This window comes from Methanomassiliicoccus luminyensis B10 (genome assembly GCF_000308215.1).
In the GTDB taxonomy this organism is placed as follows: Archaea; Thermoplasmatota; Thermoplasmata; order Methanomassiliicoccales; family Methanomassiliicoccaceae; genus Methanomassiliicoccus; species Methanomassiliicoccus luminyensis.
Window position 1 is genome coordinate 13,922 of the sequence record NZ_CAJE01000026.1, and the last position, 17,628, is coordinate 31,549.

The following is a 17,628-nucleotide window of genomic DNA, read 5'->3' on the forward strand; positions in this document are numbered from 1 at the left end:
TATTTTCAAGATTCCTACGGCCCGATAATTCCATGATATAATATTCTTTTTATAGCCAGCAGCCGTCCGCCCGGACCATCTGGCTATCTTCTAGCACCCTCTCGTTTCAAACGTCAGAACAGCGACGTGACCGCCAATTATCAAATACGGCCGATTGAATGAACCTTATCGATGTCCCCTCCCGTGGAGCTTCTTACATTCGAGGACCTTACCGAGGTCTACCGGAGGGAGCAGCGTTCCAAGAACATCACCGAGGTGCGCAGGGACTTCTACGCGGCGGTGAGGGAATGCCACGAGCGGCTCAGGAGGGAGAGCGAGAGGGAGTTCGCCGTCGACCAGTTCTCCACGAGATCGAAGCTGGCAAGCAACCAGCTGATGAAGTTCCAGGAGAAGGCCGCCCAGGTGTTCGAGTTCCGCATGGAGAAGATCCTGGCCATGGCACTGCGCGCCGCCGGAGGGAACAAGATCGACCCCGGCAAGCTCACCGTCGAGGAAAGGGAGCTGTTCGACAAGGTATCGTCCCTGCTGAAGGACCGGCACGCCGTCCTGCTCCAGGGGAGCCGGCCGAGGACCGCGGAGCCGGAAGAGCCGTCCCTGGACCTTATGACCCCGCCCATGGTGGCGGAGGCGGAGAGGGAGGACGAGATGTTCGATCCCTCGCCCGCAGGGCCGGAGCTCCCGCCGGCAGCGATGCCCGGACCTCCGGCGGACCTCCCTGCGATAAGCACGCCTCTGGTGCCGCCGCCCCTATCAGAGACCGTTCTGGCCTCTCCGCAGATATCGGCGCCGGACCTGCCGCCGATACCGGTCAATGAAGCTCCCGCAGCGGCCCCGCCCGCGGCAGCGGCCTCGGCGCCGGCCGACCGCCCCGCGGCCCCGCCGGACCACGTGGTGCTGCGCATCCTGGAGGACATGCCCCCCATAGCCGGGCCGGGCCGCAACTACCGGCTGAACAAGGAGGACGTGGTGTGCCTCCCGCCGAACATCGCCAAGGCCCTGCTCGCCAGGAAAAAGGCCGTCAAGGTCCAGCTGGACCCTTTGAAAACCGTCACAAACTGATGGTCCGGACGTCGTCCGGGTGCATCAGGCAATCTACCCTGTCGTTCCCGCAGCCCAGCGTCCTGGCCACCGTCCTCTGCGCCAGCTCTGGGGTGTTGTTGTTCTTGCTGAGGTGCGCCAGGAAGATCTTCCTGTCCTCACTGTGGGTGGCCCACAGCGCCCTGGCGCAGTCGATGTTGGACAGGTGCCCGCGGTCCGAGCGGATCTCGCTCTTCAGCATCGGGGGGTAGGGGCCGTTGATCAGCATCTGCACGTCGTGGTTCGCCTCGATGACCGCCAGGTCCACCTCCCTGAGGGCGGCGAACACCTCTGGGTTCACCCTTCCCAGGTCGGTGGCCAGGAGGAACTTCTTGTCCCGGGCGGTGATGAAGAAGGCGTTCGGCTCGGCGGCGTTGTGGGAGATCGGGAGGGGGGTGATCTGGAGGTGCCCGATGGAGAACGTCCGATGGGTCTGGAAGAGCATGGTGCTGTCGACCGCCCCGATGTTAGAGCAGACCAGGGTGTTCTCGTTGCAGCATACGGGGACGTGGTACTTGCGGGACATGATCCCGGCCCCGCTGACATGGTCCGAATGTTCGTGCGTCAGCAGTATCGCGCTGAGGTCCCGGGGGTCCAGGCCCACACCGCCCATGAGCTTGGCTATGCGCCTCCCCGATATCCCGGCGTCGATCAGGATGGTGACGCCCTCCGAGGACAGCGCGGTGCAGTTGCCGTCACTGCCGCTAGCTAGAACATGGACCTCAAGCCCGCTCAGTGCACATCCCGGCCCTTACATCCGCGCGTGGTAGATAAGGCTAACGAAAATCTCGACCGGAGCATCGCTGGACGCACCTACGGCCCCCCTGCTCGGGGCGCGCACTGCAGGGCGGTCCCCGACCGGGCGTCCCGGCACACCGCCAGGAGGATGTTCTGCCGCGCCACGATCCCCACCAGTTTGCCGTCCCTGTCCACCACCGGGACGCGGTTGATCCCGAAGCGCATCAGGGTGTCCAGGGCCTTGCCGATGTCGTCGTCGGGGGAGACGGTCACCACCTCGTCGTTCATGGCAGAGCTGACCTTGGCATCCCCGATGCTCTTGTACCGGAGGCACAACGCCTCGTCGCGCGCCAGCTTATCGTACGGAAGCGTCAGGAAGGAGAGGGTGCGGCACCCCGGCCCCACGCACCCCTTGCCGGCCGCATATTCCAGTATGTTGCTTTCCGATAGGAGCCCGATCATCTCTCCGTGGGCGCCGACCACCGGCGCGCCGGATATCCCTCGGTCGGCCATCAGAACGGTCGCCTCGCGCAGGGTCATGTCCTCATATAGGACCAGCACCGGAACGGTCATGATCTCGCTCACGAGGGTCATGCACCTTGCTTGAACGCCGGCTCTATTTTAGGATTGCTTGTTGGCAAATTTTTTTGTGGAGAGAATACAGGGCGGTTCGGCTTTCGAAAGACTTATGTACACCGACCATATTTAGCGGTCCAGAGGGGCCCGTAGCTCAGCTAGGTAGAGCAATCGGCTCTTAACCGATGGGCCGAGGGTTCGAAAGATTTTCGAAGCTCTTCGAGGATCCGAATATCCCTCCGGGCCCGCTCCTCATCTTTTCTCCGCACCGATGTATCGCATCACCGCAAGGTCCCGGGCCCTTCGATCCCTCGCGGCCGCTGTGCTCTATCTTGCTCTGGGGTCTCGTCGTATGCCGGTCCGACGACCGGCCTTTGTGATTAAAAATGCGATGAACAGGAAAATAGCCTATTACATATAAGCAATAGATTTATGATTTCTATACTGCTCTGTAACTATTATGAGGCTCAAGGAGAAGGAGATAACCGACCGCAAGGAGATCGAGGAGCTGTTGATGAAGGAGAAGGTGTGCCGCTTCGCCATGTGCGATGGGGACACCCCCTACGTCCTGCCGACCACCTATGGCTACCGGGACGGGACGCTGTACATACACTCGGCCAAGAAGGGCCGCAAGATCGACGTGCTGAAGGAGAACCCCCGCGTAAGCTTCGTAGTGGATACCGGACATGATCTGATGCAGGGGCCGTTGGACACCTCGTGCAAGTCGACCATCAAGTTCAAGAGCGTGATCGGGTCAGGAAGGGCTCGGTTCGTGGAGGACGCCGAGGAGAAGCGCGAGGCCATGGACATCATAATGACCCACCAGTTCGGACAGGCCACATTTGGGTACAGCGACGAGGGCATCCGCAACATGGCCATCATCAGGGTTGACTTGGAGAGCCTGACAGGGAAGAAGAACGGCTACTGACGCGCGGACCCGGGCTCCCGCGCGGACGCCACCGCCCGTCCCAGGACATTGCCGCGATACTGGCCGGTGGCGGGACAGCCCAGGCACTTCTCTTCCTTGAAAGAGGAGCACTCGTAGCAGCTATGCTCGATCCCGCAGGGAGCGCCGTCGCACAGGTCCGGCTTCATCCGGATGGGGATGACGAAGTCCTTCTCCGACGTGATCAGGAGGTCGAGGTCGACCTCGCTCACCGAGGGATCGGACCGAAGGTGGCAGTCCACGATCGATTCGAGAGTGGTGATGCTCTCGCTGAAGAACAGCATGAACAGGTTCCGCCGCCCCGAGGCGGTGAAGCCGTGGGCGAAGTACGGGCACCCTCTCATTTTTTTCAGGACGTCGCGGGGCGCGGTGCAGGACGCCTCCACCTTGGCCAGGTACATGCCCATTTTGATGGGGTTCACGCCCAGCTGCTTCTCCAGCCCTCCCTCTTTCCTCAAGGCGGCCACCCGCGCCGCCACGGAGGGCTGGGTCATATTCAGCCGGGCGGCGATCTTCTCCTGGGAGATGTCGGGGTCCTCGGCGTACATCGTTATGATGATGCGGTCCTTGTCATCGAGCTTCATCGGTCCTGCCATTCACTTGATTTATAGTGAAGTGAACGACGTCCGCTTATAATATATCGGCGGCACGGACAATGGTCCTGGAATGAGGCGGCTTGAGCGGGATGCGGAGCACCGCGCGCCGGCCAAGGCCATCACCCGACCGAAGGGTTAAATGCGAGGTGGGATGCAATAGTGGATATCACGTAAGATATCACATCCGAGGTGATATTGCGAAACGCACTTCGATGATAAATGTCGCGTTCATGGCGGCGTTCCTGGTGGCAGTCGCCGTGATCGCCGCGTTCGCGTTGAGCGGGGGGTTCGACGACTGGGACCGCCGTAACAGCAACGGTTCCGACGGCCCCTCCGGCCCCGACGACACAACTCCATGGAGTCCGACGCCGGAATCTCCGTCCGGCGGCAGCGGCGATCAGTCCGCCGGGGGCAGCTCCCCGAGCTCCGGTGATGGTGCAGGCTCCGGCGGCAGCAGTCCCGGCACTCCCCGTCCCAGTACCCCCGATCCAACTGGGCCGAACATGCCTTCCAGCCCCCCGGACGGAGGACCAGGCAGCCCGTCTGACGGTGGGGGCGGGGCGGTTCCGAACGGGCCGGGAGGCTCCGGAAGCGACGACGGCTCAGGGGCCGGAGACGGATCCGGCGGTACCGATGACAGCGGCGACGGCGGGAACGGTACTGGCAATGGAACGGGGGCCGGCAACGGTTCCGGGACCAACAGCAGCGACGGCGATCAGTCGGGTGGGGACGGTCAGTATGTGCAGCCCCCCGCCCAGCTCGTCGGCCATGGGGCGGAGAAGACCGGCAACCACACCGTGTTCTATCAGATGCTCTACGTGGAAATGCCAGCAGTAGCGAGCCAGCCGGACCCGGCGGTCACCAGGACCGTCCTGAGCATCGACGGCCAGACCTACGAGAACACGAACCATGAGTATCCGAGGGTCGGGCACGGATCATGCATGGCCAGCATAGGTCTGCCCGACCCGGCCTACACGCCGGGAGCGCCGTACACCATGACGACGTACAACGGCGATCGGGTCGTGGCCATGACAAGCGGCAACGCCCCGAGATGAGGGGGCCGGGCCGGTAAACCCTATGCGACACTAATGGGTTCCGGCCCTGTTCTATTACTATCATCAATATCGGTCAAGGACCGAATACTGGATGTTGGGACGGCCCGAATCGATCAACGCCTCTCTCGGGTCGCTCAAGCAGTGGGCTGACCAAAGTATTATGCTTATCCAGGATTAATATCATTATAGATAATACTGGTGTGTCCGAAAGGACGGCACTGATGTTGCTGAAAGGACGACACTGGTGCATCCCCGAGCGCTCCAGTTTATCAAGAACAGTTGGAGATATGTAAATGAAAAGTAGTTTTGGGACAGGGGCGGTCGTAGCGCTCGTCCTGGTAGTGGTGGCTAGCTTGTTGGGCGTATATGCCCTGGGAACGTTCGCCGACCCTGCCAAGGACCCCGCCACCGATGCTTTGGACCCTCTTCTTAATGGAGGGGACGGGTCATCGTCGAGCGTAGGAGAAGAGGACGGCGCCGCAACCAACCCTTCATCGGGCAATGCCCCGATCGTCGAGCTGGTGCTATATTCGTACCCTGAACGCCTGGCTGTAGGTCAGACCGACCGGGTCGACCTTTGGACCTGTACCCCTGATGGCCAGTTCTATACTGGCTATGTTACTTTCGAGGTCGAGATCACTCCGTCCGGCGGCGTCGTGGGTGCACCTGGGCCTGGCGATCAGGCCGGGCTCTGTGGCTTCACCATCTGCTTCGAACAGACGGGAGACTACCTGGTAAAGATCACGCCGCACGATAGCGAGCTCAATGTCATCGGGGCCTCCGTCGAGTTCATGGTGAGCGTCCTGAGTGAGCAGGGGGATGGCGATGGAGGTGACGGTGAGCCTGGGACCGATGAGCCTGGGACCGGAGAGGACAACCAGACCGCCGACATCGTGGTGCTGGTCCCTCAGGCCTGGACCCCCTACTCACTAGCGGGGGCCGAGGACTTTTGGCTCCGCGTCTCGGTCATCAATACCTCTGACGGAGGTGTCTACACTGGCGATCTGGACTTCCAGGTCGACCTGACGCCGTCCAGTGACTTCACCGTCACGTACGGGCCCGTGCCCACGGGGATCCTCGGCGACTTCTCGTTCAGGGCCAGCTTCGACCAGCTCGGTAATTACACTATGAGCGTGACCCCGACCGATGGTGAAGGCAACGTCATTGGCGACCCTATCGAGGTCAGCGTAACGGTCGTCCCGGAGGGCACGATATCGATGATGGGCACCGGCACAAGGACAGCGGGGGAGAACCATACCGCGTTCTACATGGAGCTCAAGCTGTTTAGCGAAGTGACCCATGCGGGAGCGGGCTTTGACGTCACCCGCATCGTCTTGGAAATTGACGGCAAGACCTTCGAGAGCACAGGCTTCAGCTTCGCGAGGAACAACCTTGCTGAGGTCTCAGTGGTCGTGCCCAACTCGGAGTTCACGCCGGGAGCGCCATACATCATAACTGCCTACTACGGCGACCAGGTCGTGGGAACGGCGAGCGGGACCGCTCCGAGCTGAAACGCCAGAGAGCAAACCTATCCATGAACGGGGCTCCTGCCCCGTTCTCCTTTTTTCGTTCGCTCAGCATAAGTGGATATGATCTGTCGACAGCAGCGTTCCGCCCAAAGCGCGAAGTCCATGGCGGCGGATTTTATGTGTCCTGGGCCAAAACATATTTCATCGCCTTATCAATGTGTCCTCCATAGTCCTCTATCGGAACTATCGAGGGAGAACATGAGGTACATCTATTTCATCGGCACCGCGGGCAGCGGCAAGAGCTCCATGGTACAAGCGTACAAGGAATGGCTCGACAATCAGGGCATCGATTCCATCATCGTCAACCTTGACCCCGGGACCGACTTCATTCCGTACGAGGCTGATGTGGACATCCGGGACTGGATCAACCTGGGAGAGGTCATGAAGGATTACTCGCTGGGGCCGAACGGCGCGCAGATCGTGGCCTCCGATCTCATGGCCGTCAACACCAAGGAATGGGTCCCCGCCGTCAAGAAGATGGAGACCAACTTCGCGCTCATCGACACCCCCGGGCAGATGGAACTGTTCGCCTTCCGGCAATCCTCCACCAACCTGGTGGAGGAGCTGGGCCAGGAGGACGGCTTCCTGGTGTTCCTGTCCGACCCCACCCTCGCCAGGACGCCCAACGGTTTCGTCTCCGATATGATGCTGGCCGCCATCACCCAGTTCCGCTTCTCCCTCCCCATCCTGAACGTGCTGTCCAAGGCGGACCTGCTCACCGAGGAGCAGCTGGAGGGGATGGGCAACTGGTCCCGCGACCCCTACGCCCTCTATAATGCCCTGACGGAACGCGAAATGAGCTCCCAATCGGTGATGAGCATAGAGTTCCTCAAGGCCATGGAGAACGTGGGGATGTACAAGGAGCTGACCCCCGTTTCCTCAGAGCAGGGCACCGGGATGGAGGACATCTACAATACCATCCAGCAATACTTCGAAGGCGGCGAGGACCTCGGGCGCAACGTCTCTTAGACCAGCGCCGAGCCGTCGACCGTGAAGTCCTCCTGGCTCTCGTTCTCGGCCACCAGCTGGAACCTTACCCTGAGCTTTCCGCTGTGGTCTATGAAGAAGTACGTGTTGTACAGGTTGGAACGGTACAGGGGCACCTCTCTCCCCTTGCGGTCCACCACTTTCCCGGACTCCGACAGCAGCCCGTGCTTCTCCAGCAGCTTGATCCTGTAGAACACCTTGGCGACAGGGATCCCTGTGGCATCGCGGACGTCGAGCGCTGTGAGTGGGCGGCCCAGCGCGGCGATGAGAATGCGCGCGGCGACATCGTCAACAAAGGCCTTGTGCACCTCGGGCTTCTTCATCGTTCCCCCGGAGCCCGGAGCTATATATTTAACAAGTTAGGCCAAAATATCTCAATGTGAGTATTATTCTGGATATTTAGAATACGATGAATAAATGAGATGGAAAATGTTTTTAAGAAAGGCGTTTCAGGCGAACATCACGCCGGACTCGACGATCTTGTTGGCCTCGTTATCCAGCACCTTGCCGATGGCCCTCTCGAAGTCGAGCATCGAGACGTGGTCCCGGTTGTCCCGGATGGCGAACATGCCGGCCTCGGTGCAGATCGCCTTGATGTCCGCGCCGGTAGCGCCCTCGGCCTTGAGGGCAAGTTCCGGAAGCGAGATGTTCTCTTCGATGGCCATCTTCTTGATGTGGATCTTCAGTATCTCCAGGCGGCCCTCGTAGCCGGGCACGGGGATCTCGATGATCCTGTCGAAACGACCGGGCCGGAGCAGCGCCTCGTCCAGGATGTCCGGGCGGTTGGTGGCCCCGATGATCTTCACGTCCCCGATGGGGTTGAACCCGTCAAGCTCGGCGAGAAGCTGCATGAGCGTCCTCTGGACCTCCCGGTCCCCTGAGGTCGCGACCTCCAGCCTCTTGGCGCCGATGGAATCCAGCTCGTCGATGAACACGATGCTGGGCGCCTTTTCCTTCGCCAGCTCGAACAGCTCCCTGACCAGGCGCGCCCCCTCGCCGATGTACTTCTGGACCAGCTCGGACCCCACGAACCTGATGAACGTGGCGTTGGTCTGGTGAGCGACCGCCTTGGCCAGGAGGGTCTTCCCCGTTCCGGGCGGGCCGACCAGCAGCACTCCCTTGGGCGGCTCGATGCCGACCTTCTTGTACAGCTCAGGCCTCAGCAGGGGGTCCTCGACCGCTTCGCGGACCTCCAGGACCTGCTCCTCCAGTCCGCCGATCTCCCCGTAGGAGATGGCAGGCTTCTCGATTATCTCGGCCCCGATGACGATGGGATCGAGAGACGGAGGCAGCACGCCCATGACCGCGAGGGTCTGCTTGTTCAGCGCGACCCTGGCGCCCACGATGAGGTCTTCCATGGGAACATATTCCGAGGTGGAAACGATGAAGTCGGGACCAGTGGAGGATTTGACGATGACGCGGCCATCGGCCAGAACGTCCTTGATCGCCCCGATGATCAGGGGAGGGGACTTCAGCCTCTCCATCTCCGCCCGCATCCTCTTCAGCTCCTTCTGGAGCCGGAAGAGCTCGCTCTCGACGTACCTTTTCTCGCCCTCGACCCTGCGGATCTCTTCGAGAAGTTCGCCGTTACGCCTCTCCAGGACCTCGATCTTGTCCCTCATCTCCGACACGAGCTCTTCCAATTGCGGTTCCTTCACTGGGGTCACCTCGGCACTCTCTCACATCTAGGCCTGAGCTATAAGACAGTTTCGCAATTAACATTGACTGGACGAATTGCGCAACCACCCAATCGCTGGCAGGTTCTCAGCGGATCGTTTCCTCATCCGCTCAGTCCGCCTTTACTATATAGGTATAACTCGGATTAAAAAGCATTTCTTGCGTTCGCTAAGCCTGTTATGATATTGATTAACACATATTTCGCAGCCGGGATAATGATAACATCAAGAGCGATGCACCGACAGTCCGGTCCGGCGTGCGGGGCCTCTAACCTCGTGCCGACTGACAGGCAACCGCTCGCTGGCTACTGAACAAGTGATCCTGTTCACAGGCGTCGGTTCCGGTCGTCACGGCCGAGCCTGTCGCAGCCCTCGTTCGAACGCGGGCGCCGAACGCGGAAGGGGTTGAGAGCACCTAGCCACCTGTACAAGATTGAGCAAGTGAACTCGCTTGAATGACCTGCGTTCTCTCGCAAGCATAGGGAGCTTCTCGCCGCATATCTTAAATCGATGTTCACTGTTAGTGAAACCGACCTGAAATGATCTGCGAGATGTGCGGCAAACAGTCCGAATATACGAAGACGATTTTCATCGAGGGCACCCAGCTGAAGGTGTGCAAGGAATGCTCGCGGTTCGGGGAAAGCTCGGACGGCAAGGGAGGCGGCAAGAAGTCCGCCACCGGCGCGGCGCCCAGCAGGGCCATGGTGGCCGAGCGCCTGCAGGCCCGCGAGAGGCGCATGCGAACCAGGGACGTATACCAGGAAGGGGAGATCACCGCTGTCGACCTGGTGCCGGAGTACGCCCGCATCATCAGGGACGCCCGCATGGCCCGAAACCTCAAGCAGGAAGAGCTGGCCGCCAAGCTCAACGAGAGGGTCAGCATCGTCGCCAAGCTGGAGAACGGCTCCATCAGGCCCAGCGATACTCTCATCAAGAAGCTCGAGAAGGAGCTCGGGGTAAAGCTCACCGAGAAAGTGTCGGTGGTCAAGACCGAAGGCGGCCACTCTGCCGGAAAGGTCCTGACCCTCGGCGACCTCATCAAGAAGAAGTGAGCCTCACCGGCTCCGGACCTCTTCCCTGGCCGGCTCGATGTACTTCTCGACATCGAGCCCCATCTCTTTCGCCACCAATATCGCGGCGACCTCCACGTCGACCCCCAGCTTCTCCTGCGCCCTGTTTATTTTAGCGACGGCGTCCCTCTTCTTCATCCCGCCATTCTCGGAGATGAGATGTATGAGCTGCGCGAACAGGGACGGCGCCTCCGCTTCCCCCACCAGGACCTCCTTGCTCGGGCGGAACGACAGCGACGCCTCCACGTCCTTATAGTCGAAGGTGGGCTTGAGGAACTCCTCGGTCCTCGACAGCAGGCCGCGCTTCAGCGCCAGGTCCAGAAGCACCTGCGCCTCCTTGGGGGTGAACCAGCGGAAATCGAACGACACCGTGAAGATGAACTCCGTCTCGGTGATCACGTTCTTGCCCTTGCGCTTGAACAGCACCGCCAGACTGGTCTCGAGTTCCCCCATGTTCACCGCTCCGAGCAGCTCCTGCCCGTAGAAGAAGCTTTTCACTATTTCCATGTTGCCTCCCGCAGCCTCTCCGCTCATAGAACGTATGGGACAGTCCTCCAAATGCGACATGATTATATAGAAGAACAAACATTCATCGGGCCGCTTAGCTAGAAACCGCTAGCTTCGTATCTATTGATCTGAAATTGGAGGCAAAATCATGGGAATGGGAAATACACCTATACTCATCCTTAAGGAGGGTACCAAGAGAGACAAGGGAAAGGACGCCCAGTACAACAACATCATGGCCGCCAGGGCCATCGCTGACGCCGTCCGGAGCACCTTGGGCCCCCGTGGGATGGACAAGATGCTCGTAGACACCCTCGGGGACGTTGTGATCACCAACGATGGCGTCACCATCCTGAAGGAGATCGATGTGGAGCACCCCGCCGCCAAGATGCTGGTCGAGGTCGCCAAGACCCAGGATGAGGAGGCCGGGGACGGCACCACCACCGCTGTTATTCTGTCCGGTGAGCTGCTCAAGAAGGCCATCGACCTGATCGAGTCCAACATCCACCCCACCATCATCGCCGCCGGGTACAGGCTCGCCGCCACCAAGGCCCAGGAGGTCCTGGACAGCGTGGCCAAGGATGTCAAGGTCGAGGACAAGAAGGCCCTGAAGATGATCGCGGAGACCTCCATGATCTCCAAGTCCGTCAGCGGCTCCCGCGACTACCTGTCCGACCTGACCGTGAAGGCCGTGACCGCCGTCGCCGAGAAGGACGGCAAGTGGTCCGTGGACATGGACAACATCCAGGTGGTCAAGAAGACCGGAGGCTCCATGGACGACAGCGAGCTCATCCAGGGCGTCATCATCGACAAGGAGCCGGTACACCCTGGCATGCCCAAGGTAGTGGAGAAGGCCAAGATCGCCCTGCTCGACGCCGCCATCGAGGTCCAGAAGACCGAGATCGACGCCAAGATCGAGATCACCGACCCCTCCCAGATGCAGGCCTTCCTCGATGAGGAAGAGAACATGCTGCGCAACATGGTCAAGAAGATCAAGGACGCCGGCGCCAACGTGGTATTCTGCCAGAAGGGCGTTGACGACCTCGCCCAGCACTTCCTCGCCAAGGAGAAGATCTACTCCGTGCGCAGGGTCAAGAAGTCCGACATCGAGAAGCTGGCCAAGGCCACCGGCGGCAACGTCATCACCAAGATCGAGGAGCTGTCCCCCGAGGACCTGGGCCTGGCCGCCAAGGTAGAGGCGCGCAAGATCCAGGACGATGAGTACACCTTCGTCACCGGCTGCAAGAACCCCAAGGCCGTGTCCCTTCTCCTGAGGGGCGGCACCGACCATGTCATCGCCGAGGTGGAGCGCTCCCTGGACGACGCCATGAGCGTCGTCGCCGTGGCTATCGAGGACGGGAAGATCGTGACCGGCGGGGCCAGCACCGCGGTGGAGATCGCCATGAGGCTCCGCGAGTACGCCGCGTCCGTGGGCGGCCGCGAGCAGATCGCCATCGATGCCTACGCCAGCGCGATGGAGGTCATCCCGACCGCTCTCGCCGAGAACGCCGGACTGGACCCCATCGACGTCCTCATCAACCTGAGGAAGGCCCACAAGGACGGCAAGACCCACGCCGGTATCAACGTCTACACCGGCAAGGTCGTGAACATGCTGGACGAGAAGGTCATTGAGCCCATCCGCGTCGGGCGGCAAGCCATCAACTCCGCCACCGACGCCGCGGTCCTTATCCTCAGGATCGACGATGTCATCGCCTCCAAGGGCGGCGCTGGCATGCCTCCGGGCGGAATGCCCCCAGGCGGCATGGGCGGCATGGGCGACATGGACTGAGAAACCCAGGGGGGCGAGCCCCCTTTCCAAACCTCTTAACACTTCTGAACATGGGAAAGCACGAGAAAGGTGACAGGATGGACGATCTGGAAAGGTCAGAGCAAAGAGGGACCGCTCCCGAGGTCTCCGAGGAGATCGCCTCGCTGAAGGGCCAGCTTGACTCTCTGAAGAAGGAGAGGGACAAGCAGGCTGCTCTGGCCGAGGACTACCTGAACACCGCCCGCCGCGTACAGGCGGAGTTCGAGAACTACAAGAAGCGAACGCTGCGGGAGAGAGAGGAGATCGTCAAAGCAGCCAACGAGAAGCTGCTCGCCGACCTCCTGCCGGTGTTCGACGATTTCGAGCGCGCCCTCGCCGCCCAGTGCTCCGAGAAGGAGCTGAAGGACGGCATCATCAAGATACATGAGAACATCGCCGCCCTCCTGAGAGAATACGAAGTGAAGGAGATCCCCTCGGAGAGGTTCGACCCCTCCGTGCACGAGGCGTTCGCGCTGGGAGAGGGAGAGGACGGCAAGATACTGGAAGTTTACCAGAAGGGATATTTCCTCGGCAACAAGGTGCTGAGGTGCTCCAAGGTAAAGGTAGCTAAGAACACAGGTGACAACAATGGCTAAGATCATCGGGATAGACCTAGGGACCAGCAATTCAGCCGCCGCGGTCATGGAAGGCGGGAGGCCGACCATCATACCCAGCGCCGAAGGCACCAGCCTCGGCGGGAAGGCCTTCCCCTCTTACGTCGCGTTCACGAAGGAGGGGGAGCTCCTGGTGGGCGAGCCGGCGCGCCGCCAGGCCGTCACCAACCCCGAGGGCACCATCGCCGCGGCCAAGCGGAAGATGGGAACCAATTACAAGTTCCAGGTGCACGGGAAGGAGTACACTCCCCAGCAGATCTCCGCGTTCATCCTCCAGAAGATAAAGAGGGACGCCGAGGCCTACCTCGGGGACACCGTCGACAAGGCCGTGATCACCGTTCCCGCCTACTTCAACGACAACCAGAGGCAGGCGACCAAGGACGCCGGGGCCATCGCCGGGCTGGAGGTCGTGAGGATCATCAACGAGCCCACCGCCGCGGCGCTGGCGTTCGGGCTGGACAACTCCAAGTCCTCCCAGAAGATCCTGGTGTTCGACCTGGGCGGAGGAACGCTGGATGTCACCATCATGGAGTTCAGCGAGGGCGTGTTCGAGGTCATCGCGACCTCAGGGGACACCCAGCTGGGCGGCACCGACATGGACCAGGCGCTCATCGGCTTCGTGTCCGGCCAGTTCCAGAAGGACACCGGGATCGATCTCACCAAGGACAAGATGGCCATGTGGCGCGTCCGGGAGGCCTGCGAGAAGGCCAAGATCGAGCTTTCGTCCACGATGTCCACCGAGATCAACCTGCCCTTCATCACCGCCGACCAGAGCGGCCCGAAGCATCTCACCACGAACATCACCCGGGCGAAGCTGGAGGAGCTTGTCAACCCCATAGTGGAGAGGTGCAAGGCGCCCCTGCAGAACGCTCTCAGGGACGCCAAGCTGACCCCGGAGCAGATCGACAGCATCATCCTGGTGGGCGGGCCGACCCGCATGCCGGTGGTCCAGCGCTTCGTGGAGACGCTCGTCGGCAAGAAGATCCAGCGCGGCGTGGACCCCATGGAGTGCGTGTCCATGGGAGCGGCCATCCAGGCGGCGGTCCTGGCCGGCGAGGTCAAGGACATCCTGCTGCTCGACGTGACGCCCCTGTCCCTCAGCGTGGAGACCCTGGGCGGGATAGCGACCAAGCTGATCGACAGGAACACCACCATCCCCACCAAGAAGTCGCAGGTGTTCTCCACCGCCGCCGACTACCAGAGCAGCGTGGAGGTGCACATCGTGCAGGGCGAGCGCGAAATGGCCGCCGACAACGTGTCCCTCGGCAAGTTCCAGCTCTCCGGCATCCCGCCCGCTCCGAGGGGAGTGCCCCAGATCGAGGTCACATACGACATCGACGCCAACGGCATCCTGAGCGTCTCGGCCAAGGACCTGGGGACCGGGAAGGAGGCCAAGATCACCATCACCGCCTCCAACAAGCTGTCCAAGGACGAGATCTCCAACATGGTCCACCAGGCCGAGCAGTTCTCCGAGGATGACAAGAAGCGCAAGGAGAAGGTGGAGGTCCTCAACCAGGCCGACACCCTGATCTACACCACCGAGAAGAGCCTGGTCGAGCTCGGGGACAAGGTCACGGCCGAGGAAAGGGAGAAGATCAAGAAGGCCTCCGACGAGCTGAAGGAGGCCATGAAGGCCGACGACATCGACGCCCTCAAGGCCAAGATGGACGCCCTGGTGAAGGAGATGTCCGCGGTGTCCACCCGCGTGTACCAAGAGGCCGCCGCGGCCCAGCAGCAGGGGCAGCAGCAGGCCCAGCAAGCCCAGCAGGCGCCGCCCCAGAACGACGACAAGAAGGACCAGGGCGGCAAGGGCGACTATACTGACGCCGACTTCCACATAGTGGACTGAACACCTCGGAAGAGAGCCTATGACCAAGCGGGACTACTACGAAGTGCTCGGCGTCGCCAAGACCGCCAGCGTGGACGATATAAAGAAAGCGTACCGCAAGCTGGCAATGCAGTACCACCCCGACGTCACCAAGGAGGACCGCAAGGTGGCGGAGGAGAAGTTCAAGGAGGTGTCCGAGGCCTACGAGGTGCTGGCGGACGAGAAGAAGCGGCAGCTGTACGACCAGTACGGCCACGCCGGCGTCAACTCGCAGTTCCAGGACGGCTCCTTCAACTGGAGCGACTTCTCCCACCAGGGCGATCTGAGGGATATCTTCGGCGACGGCGGCCTCGGCAGCATCTTTGATATGCTGTTCGGCCGCCAGCAGCGCTCCTCAGGCGGGAGGGACATGCGCATGGACCTCCAGATAACCCTGGAGGAAGCGTTCCGCGGCGTCAAGCGCCGCATCACCGTCCCCAAGTTCGACAAGTGCGCCAAGTGCAACGGCACCGGGGCCAAGGACGGAAAGGTCGTCAGCTGCCCCGACTGCGGCGGCACCGGGCAGGTCCGCATGGCCCAGGGCCGCGGCTTCAGCCAGTTCATCTCGGTGATGCCGTGCCGCCGGTGCCGCGGCACCGGCAGGGCGCCGGGCAACAACTGCCCGGAGTGCGAAGGCCGCGGGAAGATCCAGCGCACCTCGCACATCGACGTGGACATCCCCGCCGGCGTCGAGCCGGGCACCCGCCTCCGCGTCCCCGGGGCCGGGGAGGCGGGGGGGCCGGGGGAGCCCAACGGCGACCTGTACGTGGCGATCGACGTCAAGCCCCACAACACCTGGAAGCGGGAAGGGGCGGACCTCTACATGGAGTTCCCCGTCACCTTCGCCCAGGCGGCCCTGGGCGCGGACATCGAGATCCCCACCCTGGACGGCAAGGCCAACGTGACGCTGCCCTCCTCCACCCAATCGGACACGGTGTTCCGGCTCAAGGGGTCGGGGATGCCGATCCTCAACTACTCCGGCCGGGGCGACCAGTACGTCAAGGTCAAGATCAAGGTCCCCGAGAAGCTGAACCAGGAACAGAAGGACCTGCTGAAGCGCTTCGCCGTCCTGGAGGCCGAGGACCGCAGCTTCATGGGTAAATTCAAGAAGAGGAAGTGAGCGTTCCTTCACTGGAAAGGGTCAAGTAGCCCCTCCCTTTTCTGGCCCCCGAGGCTTCGCAACGTCGCCGCTCCGCTCCCACCGAGGGCTGGACCGCAGGGTCTGGCTGCTGTTCTCGGGCCGCATCATATCGGCCACCGGCTACTCCATAGTCATGCCGTTCCTGGCCATCTACCTGAACGGGGAGCTGGACGTGGGGATGGGCGCGGTCGGCCTGCTGTTCCTCGGCATGGCCCTCACCGGCGCACTGGGCCAGATCGTGGGAGGCGAGCTGTCCGACCGGGTGGGCCGTCGGCCGATGCTGTGGCTCCCCATGGGCCTTCGCGGGCTGGTGTTCCTTTCGCTGTTCATCGCCATGGCGCTGTCGGGCAACATCTGGCTCACTTCCGGGCTGATCCTCTGCTCCTCCTTCCTGGGCACGCTGTTCGAGCCGGCCTCCAACGCCATGATCGCCGACATCGTGGAGCCGGGGCGCCGGATGGAGGGGTACAGCATCCTGAGGGTCGGGCAGAACGCGGGGTGGACCCTCGGCCCCATAATCAGCGGCATGATGCTCACCGTCCTGCCGTTCCACTGGCTGTTCGTGGTCGCCGGCCTGTCCAACATCGCCGCCGGGGCGGTGGTCTTTCTCATGATCGCAGAGCCCCAGCGCTCGGTCCAGGGGGACCGGTTCCGGGTAAGCGACCTGCTGAGGCTGGGGCGGAACAGTCTGTTCATAGTGCTGTGCCTCGCCTCCATCCCGCTGTTCATAGTGCTGGGACAGCTGACCTCCACCTTCGCGGTGTTCTCCAGCCAGGACCTCCAGGTCGACGTCGCCACGGTGGGATGGCTCTACGCCCTCAACGGTATCATGGTGGTGTTCCTGCAGATGCCCATGGCCCGGTACATCGCCCGGTTCAGGATGCCCTACGTCCTGGCCGCCGGGGCCATGATGTACGCGGCCGGCTACCTGGTGATGGGATGGGCCTCGGGGATATGGTTCCTGGTGGCGGCCATAGTGATCACCTCCCTGGGCGAGAACACGGTATCCCCGTCGGCCATGAACATGGTGGCCGACCTGAGCCCGGAGAAGGAGCGGGGACGGTACATGGGCGCCTACGGCATCTTCAGCACGTTCGGGTGGTCCATGGGCCCCGCCGTCGGAGGAGTGCTGTACGACCTGTTCCACCTGGACCCCGTGGTCCTGTGGGGATGCATCGCCGCCATCGCCATGATCGGCGCGCTGGGCTTCGTGTACCTGGGCCGCCTGGCGGCCGGCTCTCACGATCGGGCGCCAGGGCCGTCGGCGAGGAAGGCCGGGTGAGATGTCAACGCGTCGTTCAACATCGCGCTGCGTCCCTCGTCGGAGGAAAGCGTTGGTCGATTGCATGCAGGCCGGGATGCATGCGAAGGGTGCATTGATGCCCCTCAGGGAGGCAACGGCATGAACGATGCTGACCTTAGAACCCTACGGATCTGTAGGAGTG

At 61.9% G+C, this 17,628-nt stretch carries 17 protein-coding genes and 1 tRNA gene; 12 read left to right on the plus strand and 6 right to left on the minus strand.

Features of this window, described 5'->3' with window-relative positions; all coding sequences use genetic code 11:
- The first annotated feature begins 171 nt into the window (after window positions 1-171).
- Window positions 172-1,059, plus strand: a complete 888-nt coding sequence (locus WYS_RS13670) for a hypothetical protein (protein WP_026069142.1) — start codon at window positions 172-174, stop codon at window positions 1,057-1,059.
- On the opposite strand, the gene WYS_RS13675 is transcribed toward WYS_RS13670, so the two are convergent.
- Both WYS_RS13675 and WYS_RS13680 read right to left on the minus strand, forming a co-directional pair.
- Window positions 1,049-1,813, minus strand: a complete 765-nt coding sequence (locus WYS_RS13675; RefSeq protein WP_026069143.1) for an MBL fold metallo-hydrolase — start codon at window positions 1,811-1,813, stop codon at window positions 1,049-1,051. The genes WYS_RS13670 and WYS_RS13675 overlap by 11 nt on opposite strands.
- A gap of 77 nt (window positions 1,814-1,890) precedes the next feature.
- Window positions 1,891-2,409 (minus strand): CBS domain-containing protein, encoded by a 519-nt coding sequence (locus WYS_RS13680; protein ID WP_019178747.1) that lies wholly within the window; start codon window positions 2,407-2,409, stop codon window positions 1,891-1,893.
- Window positions 2,410-2,534: 125 nt separating this feature from the next.
- Between WYS_RS13680 and WYS_RS13685 the strand changes: the two genes are divergently transcribed.
- Window positions 2,535-2,639 (plus strand) — tRNA-Lys (locus tag WYS_RS13685).
- Between the two features lie 212 nt (window positions 2,640-2,851).
- Window positions 2,852-3,319 (plus strand): pyridoxamine 5'-phosphate oxidase family protein, encoded by a 468-nt coding sequence (locus WYS_RS13690; RefSeq protein ID WP_019178748.1) that lies wholly within the window; start codon window positions 2,852-2,854, stop codon window positions 3,317-3,319.
- Here WYS_RS13690 and WYS_RS15515 read toward each other — a convergent pair.
- Window positions 3,313-3,933 carry an Lrp/AsnC family transcriptional regulator gene (locus tag WYS_RS15515; protein ID WP_238540783.1) on the minus strand — a complete coding sequence of 207 codons (621 nt, stop codon included), beginning with the start codon at window positions 3,931-3,933 and terminating at the stop codon, window positions 3,313-3,315. The genes WYS_RS13690 and WYS_RS15515 overlap by 7 nt on opposite strands.
- A gap of 212 nt (window positions 3,934-4,145) precedes the next feature.
- On the opposite strand from WYS_RS15515, the gene WYS_RS15520 reads away from it, so the two are divergent.
- The 3 genes from WYS_RS15520 to WYS_RS13715 all read left to right on the plus strand — a co-directional run bounded on the left by WYS_RS15520 (window position 4,146) and on the right by WYS_RS13715 (window position 7,486).
- Complete coding sequence (locus tag WYS_RS15520; RefSeq protein WP_049796387.1) at window positions 4,146-4,988, plus strand: hypothetical protein; 843 nt, start codon at window positions 4,146-4,148, stop codon at window positions 4,986-4,988.
- Between the two features lie 293 nt (window positions 4,989-5,281).
- Window positions 5,282-6,499 carry a hypothetical protein gene (locus tag WYS_RS13710; RefSeq protein WP_019178750.1) on the plus strand — a complete coding sequence of 406 codons (1,218 nt, stop codon included), beginning with the start codon at window positions 5,282-5,284 and terminating at the stop codon, window positions 6,497-6,499.
- Window positions 6,500-6,715: 216 nt separating this feature from the next.
- Window positions 6,716-7,486, plus strand: a complete 771-nt coding sequence (locus WYS_RS13715) for an ATP/GTP-binding protein (RefSeq protein ID WP_019178751.1) — start codon at window positions 6,716-6,718, stop codon at window positions 7,484-7,486.
- Here the strand turns inward: WYS_RS13715 and WYS_RS13720 are convergent.
- Both WYS_RS13720 and WYS_RS13725 read right to left on the minus strand, forming a co-directional pair.
- Window positions 7,483-7,827, minus strand: a complete 345-nt coding sequence (locus tag WYS_RS13720) for a winged helix-turn-helix domain-containing protein (RefSeq protein ID WP_019178752.1) — start codon at window positions 7,825-7,827, stop codon at window positions 7,483-7,485. The two genes, WYS_RS13715 and WYS_RS13720, sit on opposite strands and share 4 nt — an antisense overlap.
- Before the next feature lie 126 nt (window positions 7,828-7,953).
- Window positions 7,954-9,126: a proteasome-activating nucleotidase gene (locus WYS_RS13725; protein WP_049796389.1), complete on the minus strand. Its 1,173-nt coding sequence runs from the start codon at window positions 9,124-9,126 to the stop codon at window positions 7,954-7,956.
- Between the two features lie 593 nt (window positions 9,127-9,719).
- Between WYS_RS13725 and WYS_RS13730 the strand changes: the two genes are divergently transcribed.
- Window positions 9,720-10,232 carry a multiprotein bridging factor aMBF1 gene (locus WYS_RS13730; RefSeq protein WP_019178754.1) on the plus strand — a complete coding sequence of 171 codons (513 nt, stop codon included), beginning with the start codon at window positions 9,720-9,722 and terminating at the stop codon, window positions 10,230-10,232.
- Between the two features lie 3 nt (window positions 10,233-10,235).
- On the opposite strand, the gene WYS_RS13735 is transcribed toward WYS_RS13730, so the two are convergent.
- Window positions 10,236-10,757 carry a DUF2240 family protein gene (locus WYS_RS13735; RefSeq protein ID WP_162137746.1) on the minus strand — a complete coding sequence of 174 codons (522 nt, stop codon included), beginning with the start codon at window positions 10,755-10,757 and terminating at the stop codon, window positions 10,236-10,238.
- Between the two features lie 154 nt (window positions 10,758-10,911).
- Here WYS_RS13735 and thsB point away from each other — a divergent pair, with 154 nt between their 5' ends.
- The 5 genes from thsB (at window position 10,912) to WYS_RS13760 (ending at window position 17,465) form a co-directional block, all read left to right on the plus strand.
- On the plus strand, window positions 10,912-12,543 hold the full coding sequence (gene thsB / locus WYS_RS13740) for a thermosome subunit beta (RefSeq protein ID WP_019178756.1): 1,632 nt from the start codon (window positions 10,912-10,914) through the stop codon (window positions 12,541-12,543).
- A 50-nt stretch (window positions 12,544-12,593) separates the two neighbouring features.
- The gene (locus tag WYS_RS13745; RefSeq protein ID WP_049796388.1) at window positions 12,594-13,157 is read left to right on the plus strand and encodes a nucleotide exchange factor GrpE; all 564 of its coding nucleotides are present in this window, start codon (window positions 12,594-12,596) and stop codon (window positions 13,155-13,157) included.
- Entirely contained in the window at window positions 13,150-15,024 is a 1,875-nt protein-coding gene (dnaK, locus tag WYS_RS13750; RefSeq protein WP_019178758.1) for a molecular chaperone DnaK, read from the plus strand. The genes WYS_RS13745 and dnaK overlap by 8 nt, the downstream gene beginning before the upstream one ends.
- Window positions 15,025-15,043: 19 nt before the next feature.
- Window positions 15,044-16,162 (plus strand): molecular chaperone DnaJ, encoded by a 1,119-nt coding sequence (dnaJ, locus tag WYS_RS13755; protein ID WP_019178759.1) that lies wholly within the window; start codon window positions 15,044-15,046, stop codon window positions 16,160-16,162.
- A 109-nt stretch (window positions 16,163-16,271) separates the two neighbouring features.
- Window positions 16,272-17,465: an MFS transporter gene (locus WYS_RS13760; protein ID WP_272898426.1), complete on the plus strand. Its 1,194-nt coding sequence runs from the start codon at window positions 16,272-16,274 to the stop codon at window positions 17,463-17,465.
- Window positions 17,466-17,628 lie beyond the last annotated feature (163 nt).